The sequence below is a fragment of the Paenibacillus rhizoplanae genome (assembly GCF_042684125.1).
Lineage (GTDB): Bacteria > Bacillota > Bacilli > Paenibacillales > Paenibacillaceae > Paenibacillus_AQ > Paenibacillus_AQ rhizoplanae.
Genome location: NZ_JBHUKY010000068.1, coordinates 889 through 14,268, shown reverse-complemented (window position 1 = coordinate 14,268; position 13,380 = coordinate 889). Strand labels below are relative to the sequence as shown.

General features: G+C 53.7%; 11 protein-coding genes and 9 tRNA genes. 3 read left to right on the top strand and 17 right to left on the bottom strand.

Going from position 1 to position 13,380, the window contains the following annotated elements; translation table 11 throughout:
* Positions 1 to 152: 152 nt before the first annotated feature.
* On the top strand, positions 153 to 917 hold the full coding sequence (locus ACFSX3_RS26415; RefSeq protein WP_209992211.1) for a MerR family transcriptional regulator: 765 nt from the start codon (positions 153 to 155) through the stop codon (positions 915 to 917).
* 60 nt (positions 918 to 977) lie between these two features.
* Here the strand turns inward: ACFSX3_RS26415 and ACFSX3_RS26410 are convergent, their stop codons facing one another.
* The 6 genes from ACFSX3_RS26410 to rbsK form a co-directional block, all read right to left on the bottom strand.
* Positions 978 to 1,538, bottom strand: coding sequence for a PepSY domain-containing protein (locus tag ACFSX3_RS26410; RefSeq protein ID WP_209992212.1), 561 nt, complete (start codon positions 1,536 to 1,538; stop codon positions 978 to 980).
* Positions 1,539 to 1,654: 116 nt separating this feature from the next.
* Complete coding sequence (locus ACFSX3_RS26405; protein WP_209992213.1) at positions 1,655 to 2,257, bottom strand: PepSY domain-containing protein; 603 nt, start codon at positions 2,255 to 2,257, stop codon at positions 1,655 to 1,657.
* Positions 2,254 to 3,621: a sensor histidine kinase gene (locus tag ACFSX3_RS26400; protein WP_209992214.1), complete on the bottom strand. Its 1,368-nt coding sequence runs from the start codon at positions 3,619 to 3,621 to the stop codon at positions 2,254 to 2,256. The genes ACFSX3_RS26405 and ACFSX3_RS26400 overlap by 4 nt, the downstream gene beginning before the upstream one ends.
* Complete coding sequence (locus ACFSX3_RS26395) at positions 3,618 to 4,310, bottom strand: response regulator transcription factor (protein ID WP_209992215.1); 693 nt, start codon at positions 4,308 to 4,310, stop codon at positions 3,618 to 3,620. Before ACFSX3_RS26395 ends, ACFSX3_RS26400 begins: the two co-directional genes overlap by 4 nt.
* Before the next feature lie 176 nt (positions 4,311 to 4,486).
* Positions 4,487 to 5,251, bottom strand: coding sequence for a type I 3-dehydroquinate dehydratase (gene aroD, locus ACFSX3_RS26390; protein ID WP_209992216.1), 765 nt, complete (start codon positions 5,249 to 5,251; stop codon positions 4,487 to 4,489).
* Between the two features lie 112 nt (positions 5,252 to 5,363).
* Entirely contained in the window at positions 5,364 to 6,302 is a 939-nt protein-coding gene (gene rbsK, locus ACFSX3_RS26385) for a ribokinase (RefSeq protein ID WP_209992217.1), read from the bottom strand.
* 292 nt (positions 6,303 to 6,594) lie between these two features.
* On the opposite strand from rbsK, the gene glgP reads away from it, so the two are divergent.
* Both glgP and katA read left to right on the top strand, forming a co-directional pair.
* Positions 6,595 to 8,211, top strand: coding sequence for an alpha-glucan family phosphorylase (gene glgP, locus ACFSX3_RS26380; protein WP_209992218.1), 1,617 nt, complete (start codon positions 6,595 to 6,597; stop codon positions 8,209 to 8,211).
* A gap of 303 nt (positions 8,212 to 8,514) precedes the next feature.
* Positions 8,515 to 9,969, top strand: coding sequence for a catalase KatA (katA, locus tag ACFSX3_RS26375; protein WP_209992219.1), 1,455 nt, complete (start codon positions 8,515 to 8,517; stop codon positions 9,967 to 9,969).
* A gap of 193 nt (positions 9,970 to 10,162) precedes the next feature.
* On the opposite strand, the gene ACFSX3_RS26370 is transcribed toward katA, so the two are convergent.
* The 11 genes from ACFSX3_RS26370 to ACFSX3_RS26320 form a co-directional block, all read right to left on the bottom strand.
* Positions 10,163 to 11,005: a DNA-binding protein gene (locus tag ACFSX3_RS26370; RefSeq protein WP_209992220.1), complete on the bottom strand. Its 843-nt coding sequence runs from the start codon at positions 11,003 to 11,005 to the stop codon at positions 10,163 to 10,165.
* Between the two features lie 175 nt (positions 11,006 to 11,180).
* Entirely contained in the window at positions 11,181 to 12,134 is a 954-nt protein-coding gene (locus tag ACFSX3_RS26365) for a helix-turn-helix transcriptional regulator (protein WP_209992221.1), read from the bottom strand.
* A 206-nt stretch (positions 12,135 to 12,340) separates the two neighbouring features.
* Positions 12,341 to 12,411, bottom strand: a tRNA-Gly gene (locus tag ACFSX3_RS26360).
* Positions 12,412 to 12,428: 17 nt separating this feature from the next.
* A tRNA-Pro gene (locus ACFSX3_RS26355) sits at positions 12,429 to 12,502 on the bottom strand.
* A gap of 32 nt (positions 12,503 to 12,534) precedes the next feature.
* Positions 12,535 to 12,611: transfer RNA gene (locus tag ACFSX3_RS26350), tRNA-Arg, on the bottom strand.
* Positions 12,612 to 12,621: 10 nt separating this feature from the next.
* A tRNA-Gly gene (locus tag ACFSX3_RS26345) sits at positions 12,622 to 12,696 on the bottom strand.
* A 7-nt stretch (positions 12,697 to 12,703) separates the two neighbouring features.
* Positions 12,704 to 12,787: transfer RNA gene (locus ACFSX3_RS26340), tRNA-Leu, on the bottom strand.
* 16 nt (positions 12,788 to 12,803) lie between these two features.
* A tRNA-Lys gene (locus tag ACFSX3_RS26335) sits at positions 12,804 to 12,879 on the bottom strand.
* Between the two features lie 26 nt (positions 12,880 to 12,905).
* Positions 12,906 to 12,980, bottom strand: a tRNA-Gln gene (locus ACFSX3_RS26330).
* Between the two features lie 211 nt (positions 12,981 to 13,191).
* A tRNA-Asp gene (locus ACFSX3_RS26325) sits at positions 13,192 to 13,269 on the bottom strand.
* Between the two features lie 9 nt (positions 13,270 to 13,278).
* A tRNA-Met gene (locus tag ACFSX3_RS26320) sits at positions 13,279 to 13,352 on the bottom strand.
* Positions 13,353 to 13,380 lie beyond the last annotated feature (28 nt).

The following is a 13,380-nucleotide window of genomic DNA, read 5'->3' as shown; positions in this document are numbered from 1 at the left end:
CCCGCTGTCTGGTTATTCTACAAAATAAGAGTTGACCTTGCCGTTACGTCAAAGTATACAGTTAGATCTGTAAGCGGCCGCTTACCCGGCGGGAACGCCTTGAACCCGTTCTCTGCTGTATACGCCAAGACAGATTGGAGGCAGATAGGACCATGGAATATACGGTGCAGAAGCTGGGGACACTTGCGGGGATCAGTGCACGGACCCTGCGGTATTACGATGAATTCGGGATTCTGAAGCCAGCCAGACTCAGCTCCTCGGGATACCGGATCTACGGCCAGGCCGAGGTAGACCTGTTGCAGCAGATTCTGTTCTACCGGGAACTGGGCCTCGGCCTTGCGGCGATCAGGGATATTGTCCATTCGCCCTCCTTCGACGGCGCCCGCGCCCTGCGTGAGCACCATGACCAGCTGCTCCAGCGGAGACAGCAGCTGGACCGGCTCATCGCGAACGTCGAACAGACCATTGCACACACAGAAGGGAGAAGTATAATGAGCAATCAGGAGAAATTCGCAGGCTTCAAGCAGAAGCTGATTGACGATAACGAGCAGAAGTACGGCCAGGAGATCCGGGAGAAATACGGCGGGGAAGCCGTGGAGCAGTCGAACCGCAAGCTGAGCCATATGACGGAGGAGCAGTACGCTGCCCTTCAGCAGTTGGAGGCCGACATGTTCGCTTCACTGGAGCAGGCGATGGAGGAAGGCGATTCGGCAAGCGAGCTGGCGCAAAAGGCCGCTGACCTGCACCGCCAGTGGCTCAGCTTCTACTGGGACACCTACACTAAGGAAGCCCATGCAGGCGTAGCCCAGATGTATGTCGATGATGAGCGCTTCACCGCTTATTACGACCAGCGCCGCCCGGGCATGGCCGCGTTCCTGCGGGATGCTGTCCATGTGTATACGGGAGCGAAGCCGTGACGTAATAGTTTGGCATAGCAAAGAGGCAGCCGTTCAATCCGGCTGCCTCTCTTTTACATATCAATCATCATCCTCGTCGGAATCCGTATCGGTGTACACAACCTTGGCAGTATACGCATCGACTCTTACTTCTGTCTTGACCTGCCCGTTCCTGATTTCAACCTCATAGACAGCGCCCCCGTGATCCCGGTCCAGATCAATCTCAGTGACCGTCCCCTTCACAGCAGCTTGAGCCACCTCAGCCGCCTTGCCTGCGGTAATCAACTTCCCGCCTGAGGCCGGAGCTGCCGTGTATGAACCATCATCGTCTGCATCCTTGCGCACGCTGATTACTTTTCCCGAATACGCATCTACCCGGACATCTATCTCCTGCTTGGTCTGCTGGATTTCGATATCGTAATACGTGCCGCTGGCCTTCTTCTCCAGATCGATGCTCTCCACCTGTCCCGGAGCTGCCTTCAAGGCAATCTGCTCAGCTTGGCTTACACTGATCAACGTTGTGCTCTGACTCTTCACTGCTGCGGCTGCTTCTGCCGTACTGCCCTTCAGCTCGCCTATACCATAAGCGCCTCCGAGAATAAGTGCTGCCGCCGTGATACTGCTCCATATCTTGGTCTTCAATGTTAACGCCTCCTAAGTTCATTCTTCGCTGCTTCTTGTAGTAACTATAACGCTACAATCTGAGAGAACAGCGGGAGCAACATTAGAATTCGCTGAGAAAACAAATAAATAGAACACTAGGAATCCTCCCCATCCGGCTCTTCCCAGGTCACAGACATAATATGTCCCGAGATTGCGTTGACCTGAACTACGGCCTCCCGCCCGTCTGAAGTATGGATCTCCACCAGATAAAAAGCGCCCGCCGCATCGATTCCCGTATCCACATCGTCCAGCTCCCCCGGTACCTCAAGCAGAGCCAGCCTGACAGCCTCCGCTTCGGAGACTACGCTCTGCGACGCCGGGGTAGGTGCTGGTGACGGGGTAGTGGCAGTTCCGCCAGATGGAACCGGAGTAGCGGCAGACGTAGGCCTCACCGCGGGTTCGTCCGTGCGCTTCAGCAGCACGATGGAGAGAATCTCACCAGTAACTCCGTCCAGCTTCAGCTCATACCGTCCTTGCTCCGTCTGAAGCACCGCTATATAAGCTCCGGCTTGCAGCTTCAGACTGTCTACCTTACCGGCATATTCGCTCAGCACAGCCAGCTCCGCCTGATCTCCGGATAACAGCGGCTCTGAATCGTTCCCGAATATCCAGAAGGCAACCCAAGCCAGCAGCAGGAAGACAACCATACCTACGACTGCCTTGTATATCTTGCTCTTGTTCGTTGATTTCCGCTTCATTGTCCACCTCCCCTGCGGTCCGCAGCCATACGGATCGTCACCGAGGTTCCCAGGCCTACCGTACTATCCATGGACAACTCCGCTCCGATCGCCCCCGCGATCTCTGCGGCAAGCGACAACCCCAGGCCTGCCCCTCCGTTCTCACGGGTTCTCGCCTCATCCACTCTATAGAAACGGTCGAATATTTTCGGCAGCTCCTCCGGCGGAATTCCAATGCCGCGGTCGGTAATCACAATCATCCGTTCCTGCCCGGAAGCCTCAATACGCACGGTTATCTGCTCATCGCTGTATTTGCGGGCGTTGTCCAGGAAGATGAACAGCAGCTGCCGGAGCTTCGCTTCATCGCTGTAGCCTTCGGCCGGCCCCTTGACCTGAATCGTGACCTCTCTCCCGTATGCATTATAAAAAGCCTTCGCCGAAGAACGGGCCAGCGCCTCCAGATCCATCACCTTTAGCTCCAGATCCCACTGCTCCGGGTGCTTTGCCAGCAGCAGCAGCTGCTCCGTCATTTCCTTCATCCGCACAGCTTCGGAATGGATGGCCTCAACCGATTCATCGAACAGCTCCGGGTGATCCCGCCCTCTGCGCTTCAGCAGACTGGCATAGCTCTCAATAACCGTCAGCGGTGTGCGCAGCTCATGGGAGGCATCCGACACGAATTTCTCCTGCTTCACATAATTGCTCTCCAAGAGGCCAATCATTTCGTTGAAGGTATGCCCCATCTCCACAAGCTCATCCTTCGAGTGTGCTTCCAGTGGAAGCCTGCGAAATTTCCCGCTGCGCTGAATCTCCCGCATGGTCGCCGTCATTTGGACAATGGGCCGCATAATCAGGCCCGACAACAGACGGCTGGAGAGCAGCAGCGGAAGCAGCGCCGCAAGCGTAGCCCCGGCCAGGACCAGCCGCAGGACCCGCAACGTATCCATCGTGCTCTCCAGGCTTTTGGTCATCTGGAGATTCAGCACGTTCCCGTCCGTCCAGATGACCGGAACGCTCACGAACGCATACAAGCGTCCGTCCACCCGGACCCGTTCCGCCTCCTTCCCGGAATGGTAGACCGGCTTCATACGGCTGATCTCCTGCCCGGAGGCTGAGGTAACCGGCGCCGATCCGCTACCATCCGCAGCGAGCAGCCGCAGCATTCCCTCCACCGGCACATAAGCCCGGAGCAGCTCCGGTGCCGTTACCCCAGCTCCGGCTTTTCTCATCGCGGCAGCGATTCTGGCCGTCTCGGCAGACGCCTGCCCGAGCTGGCTGTCTAGTGACATCCGGCTGAATACGGCGTAGATGAACAGATTCATGAGGATAAGCAGCACGGCGAACAGCACGCTGGAATACAGATGAATGGTGCTCCGCAGCTTCATGGGGTATCCTTCAACACATAACCAACGCCCCGCACGGTATGAATCAATTCAGGCTGGGGGTCCAGCGTTATTTTTTTGCGGACATAGCGGATATAGACATCCACAATATTCGTATCACCGTAATAATCGTACCCCCAGACAGCGGCCATGATCTGTTCCCTGTTCAGCACCTGGCGCTTATTCTTCAGCAGGTAGACCAGCAGGTCGAACTCCCGGGGAGTCAGCTCGATGCTCCGGCCTGCCCGCTTCACCTCCCGCGTAACTTCGTTCAGCTCCAGATCATCTGCCATCAGCAGGTTGACGGCTTCCTCTTTCCTCCGCCCCGAGGCCAGCCGCAGCGCAGCACGGACACGCGCCAGCAGCTCCTCAATTTGAAACGGCTTCGTAATATAATCATTGGCCCCAAGGTCCAGGCCCGACACTTTATCCTCTACTGAGCTCTTGGCTGTAAGCAGCAGAACCGGCGTATCGGGATCGCCCGCCCGGATTCGCCGCAGCAGCTCTATGCCGCTGAATCCAGGCAGCATCACATCCAGCAATAACAGATCCGGCTGCTGCTCCTGGTACATCTCCAGCCCCTGATGGCCGCTGCCGGCAATACACACACGGTATCCCTCGCATTCCAGCTCAATCTGCAGCAGACGGGCAATTCTCACCTCATCCTCCACAACCAGGATCAATTCTGTCATCGGCGCTCCGCCCCTTCTACTTGGTTGCCTCCATTGTAGGGCATGGGCAGCTTCAGTTTCAAACTCCGCCCGCTATTTACTATCTCTCTCTATATGCAAAAGGGTGCTTCCACCGTAATACCGGCCGGAAACACCCCTGTCTATCCCCATTCCTGCTGCGTCTGAACTGGCAGCCGCTACAAGCTGCGGTGCAGCAGCGTAAGCACCCGGCGCAGGTCGGCAACCGCCACCTGCCCCGGTGCCGAAGGCTTATGCGCCGCACCGAAGGTCAGTGCCGAGCCGAAGATCTCTCCGGCCAGCCGGCTGATCACGCCCTCCCCGGCCATCGACATCGTAATGATCGGACGGTCTGCATACTGCTCCTGCATCCGGTTCGTTGCCGCCAGCAGGGTCAGCACATCGGCTGGACCTTGCGGCATTACGGCAATCTTCGGCAGATCGCCGCCCAGCTCCTGCGCCCGGCGCAGCCGGGAGACAATCTCATCCTCGGACGGCGTCCCGTCGAAGTCATGATTCGAGAGAATCACGAACACCGCTTGTCCATGCGCTGCTGCAATCAGTCTGCGGACCTCCGCTTCCTCTTGGAACAGCTCCACATCCACCATATCCACCAGCCCGCTCTCTACCGCCGCCTGGATCAGCCGGAAGTAATATGCTGAGGAGATTTCCTTCTCGCCGCCTTCCCTGGCGCTGCGGAAGGTGAAGATCAGCGGAATCTCCGGCAGCAGGCGCTGAATGTCCTCCAGCACCTGGGTTACGGCATTAATATCTTCCACCTCCGTGAAGAAATCACTGCGCCACTCCACCACATCCGGCGCCAGTGCGATCAGCGCCTCAGCTTCTTCACGCAGCTCCGTCCGCGTCGTTCCAACCAGCGGAACACAGATTTTGGGCATCCCTTCTCCGAGGGTTATATTCTTGACGGTTACTGTACCGCTCATCCTGTCAGCTCCTTAGCGGACCCGGAGTCTCAGAGCTTCCTCTGACGCTCCCCGCTTAATTTGTCTATTAGCATCTGCTTATTTCTAGCTCACATACGGAATCTACAGGCATCTACTGCTCATGAGACTCCGCATTAGCAGCTGTCCGCAGGAACAGCTCTACCTCTTCCAGTCTAGGCAGAGAAGCAATCGCACCGGTCTTGCCAACCGCCAGTGCACCGACAGCATTGGCGAAGCGGACCGCTTCCTCCAGCGTCCTGCCGCAGGTCAGCTGCCAGGCCAGCGCCCCGTTGAAGGAATCACCGGCTGCCACCGTATCTACCGCCTGCACCGGGAACCCCTGGACATGCCGGCTTCCGGCAGCATCCACGATTAATGCCCCTTTGGAGCCCAGCGTTACAATCATGTGCTGGACTCCTTTTTGCAGCATGATCCGAGCCGCACGCTCTGCATCCTCCACACTCTCCACAGAGATACCGGCCAGAATGCCCGCCTCTGTCTCATTGGGAGTCAGGTAGGTGACATGGTGCAGCAGCTCATCACTCAGCGGCTGGGCCGGAGCCGGATTAAGAATCACCGGAATCCCATGCCGGAACGCCATAACTGCCGCAGACTCGCACATCGCCAGATCCGTCTCCAGCTGCATCACCACGATCCCAGCCCCGCTGATCACTGTCTCAAGCGCTTCAATATCCTCCGGCTTCATCTCCACATTCGCACCAGGCACTACGATGATCCGGTTCTCCCCGGCCCCGTCCACTACAATGGAAGCAACCCCTGTAGCCTGGGATTCACTCTGCGAGATATACGCGGTATGAACCTGCTCCTGCTCCATAATCTCCAGCAGCCCGCTGCCAAAAGCATCCTTGCCCACTCTGCCGATCATCGTAACATCCGCACCAAGCCGGGCCGCAGCGACAGCCTGGTTCGCCCCTTTTCCGCCCGGAGACAGAGCGAACCCCTGACCGAACAGGGTCTCACCGGCCTCCGGCGCGCGCTCTGCCCGCACGACCATATCCATATTCAGACTTCCAATAACGACTATACTCAACCTTCTACACCACCACTTGGTTTATTGTTTAATATATGATTTAGATGAACCTTGTACAATTATTCTCCCCTTATCTTATGGTCTTCCGGCAGGTTAATCAAATTTTATTTATCGGGTCCGCAGGCGGTCATTCGTCAACCAAACTTCGCTGTGCTTTTTAAGGATAAATATGCTAGAATGATGTTGCAATCGCTTCCAGAGCCTGTCCTGCCTCATGGAGCAAACGTTTGCATCTTAGATACAGCCTGCAGCAACTCGTTATGATCTAAATCGCATTTAGGAGGCTTATCACGTGAGCGAGAACCACTTACCGTCAGTAGCTTATTTCAGCATGGAGTATGGACTGCATTCCGATTTCAAAATGTACGCCGGAGGGCTGGGCATTCTGGCCGGAGATTACATCAAGGGCGCGCAGGATATCGGGGCACCCATCATCCCCATCGGACTCAAATGGAAACAGGGCTACACGGACCAGAAGATTGATGCGGACGGCAACCCCTACGACTCTTACCACAACTATGTGTACGACTTCCTTGAGGATACAGGCGTCAAGGTCACGGTAAAAGTCAGAAAGACCGATGTGGTCTGCAAAGTGTGGAAAACAGACCATTTCGGCAACCGGCCGCTCTATTTGCTCGACACCGATATCCCGGAGAACAGTGATGCCTGGATTACCGGCCAGCTCTACGGCTGGTTCGGGGAGGAGCGGATTGCCCAAGAGATCGTTCTGGGCATCGGCGGCGTCAAAGCCATGCGCGCCCTGGGCATTAAGGTCGATGTCTATCACTTCAACGAGGGGCATGCGGCGCTCGCAGCGATCGAGCTGATCCGGGAGAAGATGTGCGGCGGCAGTACCTTTGAAGAAGCCTGGAAGGCTACACGGGAAGAGGTTGTGTTCACTACACATACACCGATTAAGGAGGGAAACGAGACCCATCCGCTGGATCGGCTGGAATACATGGGGGCCTTTAATGGCTTAACACAGGCACAAATGGAGCGGATCGGCGGAGAACCCTTCAACATGACCGTTGCCGGCCTGCGGCTGTCGCGGATCTCGAATGCGGTTGCCCAGCTTCATGCCGATACCGCGAACAAAATGTGGAAGGAAGTCGCCGGCAGATCAGAGATCATCGGCATCACCAATGCGATTCATACCCCTACCTGGGTAGATGAGCGGATGACCCGTGCTTTTGAGGAGGGCGGCGACCTGTGGGCGGTGCATAAGGAGATCAAGCAGGAGCTGATCGGTTTCATTGAGGAACGCTCCGGCATCGCCCTGAATGCGGACCATCTGCTCATCGGCTTCTCCCGCCGGGCGGCTCCCTACAAGCGCAGTGACCTGATCTTCTCCCAGCCGGACATTATTGAGCCGTACCTGGAGAGCGGCAAGATCCAGATTGTATTCTCCGGCAAAGCGCATCCGCTGGACGACAACGGCAAGCGGATCGTCAGCAACCTTGTAGCCATGATGCGCAAATATCCGAAGAGCGTAGTCTTCCTGGAAAACTACGACATGACCATCGGAGCCCAGCTGACCCGCGGTTCTGACATCTGGCTGAACAATCCGCGCAGACCGCTGGAAGCAAGCGGAACCTCAGGCATGAAGGCCGCCATGAACGGCGTCCTGAACTGCTCCATCCTGGACGGCTGGTGGCCGGAGGCCTGCATCGACGGCGAGAACGGCTGGCAGATCGGAGACGGCTTCGAGACCACCGACTTTACGGTGCTTGACCAGCATGACAGCGATGCACTGTACGAGACCCTTCTGAACCGCGTCCTCCCGGTCTTCTATGAGGATCAGGCCAAGTGGGTACAGATGATGCACCGCAGCATCGAGACCACCCGCACCGAATTCGCCACCAAGCGCATGCTGGATGAATACTATAACCGGATGTATATCCCAAGCTAACATGCAGTAGCTCTTGCTCCCGTCACCCGCACCCCGTTGCTGCTGGTCCGTTACTGTTCAAGAATCTCTCCTCCTGTCCGCTGCTGCGGGCGGGAGTTTTTTTGCCCACTCTCCACTCTCCGCTTCCGCTTCATCTAAGCCAAATTTCCTTGTCTGTAACCTCCAGCTCTAGCATGAACCTGCTTTCTTCCGCATAATGTTAATTATAATAATTATAAAAAAGGATTGATTTTATTTAAATTCTTGCTATTATAATACTTATACTTAATCTAAAATCAAATCCTATACGAGGTGATTGTGTTCATGACCACAAACAATAACAACAAGCTAACCACAAGCTGGGGCGCCCCTGTAGGCGACAACCAGAATTCTATGACAGCAGGCTCACGCGGGCCTTCTTTGCTGCAGGATGTCCACTTGCTGGAGAAGCTGGCCCACTTCAACCGTGAGCGTGTTCCTGAACGTGTCGTCCATGCCAAAGGCGCCGGTGCCCATGGTTATTTTGAAGTCACCAATGATCTCTCCCAATATACGAAGGCTTCCTTCTTGTCCGGGGTCGGCAAACGCACCCCGATGTTCATCCGTTTCTCCACCGTAGCCGGAGAATCCGGGTCTTCTGACACCGTGCGCGATCCGCGCGGCTTCGCCGTGAAATTCTATACCGAAGAAGGCAACTACGACCTGGTCGGCAACAACACGCCTGTCTTTTTCATCCGTGATGCCATTAAGTTCCCGGACTTTATCCATACCCAGAAACGTCATCCGCAGACCCATCTGAAGAACCCGAATGCGGTCTGGGACTTCTGGTCCCTCTCCCCCGAGTCTCTGCATCAGGTGACGATTCTGATGTCCGACCGCGGTATCCCGGCTACTCTCCGCCATATGCATGGCTTCGGCAGTCATACCTTCAAGTGGGTCAATGCTGAAGGCGCAGCCGTGTGGGTGAAGTACCATTTCAAGACAGAGCAAGGCGTCAAGAACCTCGATGTTAAACTTGCTGCACAGCTTGCCGCTGACAACCCGGATTATCATACGGAGGATTTGTTCAACGCCATTGATACCGGAGACTTTCCGGCCTGGAGGCTGCATGTGCAGATTATGCCTGTGGAGGATGCCGACACCTACCGCTTCGATCCGTTTGATGTCACCAAGGTGTGGTCGCAGAAGGATTATCCGCTGATTGAGGTAGGCCGCATGGTGCTGGACCGCAACCCTGAGAATTATTTCGCCGAAGTGGAGCAGGCCACCTTTTCCCCAGGCTCGTTCGTTCCAGGCATAGAAGCTTCTCCAGATAAAATGCTTCAGGGCCGCCTGTTCGCGTACGGGGATGCTCACCGCTACCGGGTAGGAGCGAACCATAACCACCTGCCGATTAACCGGCCTATCGCAGAGGTCAACAATAATCAGCGCGACGGCGCGATGAATGCTACGAATAACGGAGGAGGCTCCGTCTATTATGAGCCTAACAGCTCCGGCGGAGCCACCGAGTCACCGCAGCATAAACCGGCTGCATTCGAAGTCTCCGGCCAGGCGGACAGTGTTCCTTATGACCATGACGATCACTACACCCAGCCGGGTGACCTGTACCGTCTGCTGAGTGAAGAGGAACGTGCCCGGCTTGTGCGCAACATTGTAGGTGCCATGACTCCAGTGCAGTCCGATGAGATCAAGCTTCGCCAGATTGGTCATTTCTTCAAAGCTGATCCGGAATTTGGACGAAGAATCGCAGAAGGACTGGGATTGTCTGTAACAGAATAACCCCTATCCACAGCAAAGAAGGGATAAGCATCGCTTCCCCCTTCTTTGTTTTATTATGCAGCTTATATTTCCAGAATAATAAGACAGAGAGAATTCAGATTAGTGCCCAGCGCCATGATTGTTAACAGAGATAGTACCGGAGGATGCAGATAAATGACCGCCTGCGCTTGCCGTTGTTACCACTACGCTTGCGCTAATCAACAATACGGCTGTTAATAACGAGATCGCCTTTTTCATCTTTTAAAAACTCCCTCTCTAAGATATTTTTCATTATATTTTGATAAGATTCTTGTTGTTCTGCAGAAGCATGGCTTCGGATATGTTCATAAAACGACACGATCTTCCTAAAGCCTGTCCCATCATAAAGTTTACTACTTATTACCAAAATATAGAGAGTCAGATTAATTGCATCATGAATTTTTTCCCTTTTATACAAATAAATTGCACTAAGATGCATATAGTCTATGTAGTATCTGATGTCTTCCTGCTTCGCTCTGCAGCTCAGTTCCTGCAACGGCTCATTGAACTCATCCAGTACCCAGTCGATCGAAAAGTTATACTTAATGGCAGATTCCAGCACAGTAATCAGGCAGGCAAGCAGCTCTTCCTGGTCCCCTGTGCGAATGAATTCAACATAATCAGGAAGAACTTCTACCTTCCCTTCCAGCAGATCAATGACGAAGGTATTCGCTATCGCAATATTCTTGTAGTATTCCACTTCCACAGCAGCTTCATGATCCACATCCGTGATCCAGCTCAAATCCGAATACAAGCCTATACACTTTCTTGATTCAGCCAGGTTACCGAGCTTTTGATAGGCAATCCCCTTCATGCACGCACTGTACCCGAGATAATACGCTATATTTTTTTTCAAAAAATACTTCTTTGCACCCTGTTGATGGGAGCCGTAGGTTAGAACTGCAAGTTCAAAGAGCTTGTCTGAAATCTCGAGAATTGCTGTCCAGTTCTCCCATGAGAACGAAACTTTAAGCATATCTGTCAAAGAGTCTTCATTCATCCCATCCAGTTCCAGCAATTTCTATCTTGCCTCCTATCATTCCATTATATTCCAATAATACTCTGCTTCTTCGCTCCGGTCAATTCATTCCCGACATATATATCGCCAAAAAACCCTTTATTCTCTAGTTGAGCTATTCAAACTAACCTTTTCGACATTTTTATTCCATAATATGTAATATAATAGTCTGCGACTAGCGCTTATACACATCCAGCCATTGCCCCAGCTGCTCCTTCAACCGCGCCCTGGCCGACTCCGGCTCCAGAATCTCCGCATTCGGACCATATTGCAGAATCCATTTCATGAACTCCTTCTCATTATTAACCGTGACTTCGAACAGCAGCGTTCCATCGCCTTCTTCGCTCATCCGGGGCTGTACGAACAGCTCCTCTTCCTTAATGTAACGGGCAACATCCGGATGGAAGCGTACCTTGAACGTGATATTCCGGGTCCCCCGGTTGATCGACCAGGTATTTTTCAGATATTGCTTAATATTGAAATTCCCTTTATCAAAAGTGGACGCCGTCATCTCTACCTGCTCAAACCGGCTGATCCGGAACGTGCGGATCGCCCCCTTCAGATGGCAATAGCCAATCAGATAAAAGCGCTGATCCCGCGGGATCAGATAATACGGATCAATCTCCCGCGCTGTAGTGGCGTTGCGTGACTGCGAGTGGTAGACCGTTCGAATGCTGCGCTGCTCCAGAATCGCTCCAATGAGCGGCTGCAGGAAGTTCCGGCTCTCCTTGCGGTAGGCCGGTGTGCCCATTTGAATAATATCCGCGATATTCTCCAGCAGGCCATTCTGCCTCGATTTCTCCTTCAGATGAGTACCCATCACCTTGTCATACGCAGAATGAAAACCCGGCGGAATCCTATCCTTATTCAGGACCGAAGGCAGCAGAGAGAAGGCCAGCGACTCCTGCTCCGAGAAATCCAGCGGATACAAAAAGAACTTCCCCATGAACCGGTATCCCGTGCCTCTCCCCTCATTTGTAACCGGAGCAAAGTGACTGATCACCTCAAGATCCCTGTAGATCGTCCTAATATTCACCTCGCACCGGAAGGCCAGGTCTGCTGCGGTAATCCCGGGGTTCGACTGAATGGCGTTAATGATTCTGAAAATCCGTATTACTTTGTCTGTCATAACAAATGCTCCTTAGCTTCCAAGTAAATATTGCCTATGATCCAATAATCTATTAGTTATACTATATCAGTTCTATAGAAACATAACGCCCTCCAATACTATTGCAATCCCGGCCCATGCAACAAAATCACCCTAATACATTTCCTGAATAGCAAAAAAAGTCCGCCTTCCCCATAGGGCTGACGGACTCAGGTGGTACAGATATAAGCGGGTGATGGGAATCGAACCCACGCTATCAGCTTGGAAGGCTGAAGTTCTACCATTGAACTACACCCGCACAGGTGAAATAAAATATCGGGATGACACGATTTGAACATGCGACCCCCTGGTCCCAAACCAGGTGCTCTACCAAGCTGAGCTACATCCCGTTAATACAAAAGTTGAATCCATGAAGTAAAAATGGTGCGCCCTGAGAGATTCGAACTCCCGGCCTTTTGATTCGTAGTCAAACGCTCTATCCAGCTGAGCTAAGGGCGCAAAATCTATATGGAGCGGACGACGGGAATCGAACCCGCGACCCTCGCCTTGGCAAGGCGATGCTCTACCGCTGAGCCACGTCCGCAAAAACATGGTGCGCGTGAAGGGACTTGAACCCCCACGTCGTGAAACGCCAGATCCTAAGTCTGGTGCGTCTGCCATTCCGCCACACGCGCACACGTTACAAGAAAATGGTGAGCCATGAAGGATTCGAACCTTCGACACCCTGATTAAAAGTCAGGTGCTCTACCAACTGAGCTAATGGCTCTCATAAGAGAAACAACCGAAAATAGATGGCTGGGGATATAGGAATCGAACCTATGAATGACGGAGTCAAAGTCCGTTGCCTTACCGCTTGGCTAATCCCCAATATTATAATTAGCAAAATACTACGGAATCGGAGGGATACTCTATACTTCGAGATATAGGATGCTCAATCCAGGGATTTCTCATCCCTTACGCCATTAAAATGGCGGAACCGACGGGATACTCTTCACTCCGTTACGAGATTGCGAAGTATTCCTTACGATGCCTATGCTTCAACGAACCCAGGGAATTCTCATCCCTTACGCCATTAAAATGGCGGAACCGACGGGATTCGAACCCGCGATCTCCTGCGTGACAGGCAGGCATGTTAGGCCAACTACACCACGGTTCCAAAGTAATATTGCGGGGGCAGGATTTGAACCTGCGGCCTTCGGGTTATGAGCCCGACGAGCTACCGGGCTGCTCCACCCCGCGTCATTGAACAAAATCTATTCGGTTAATC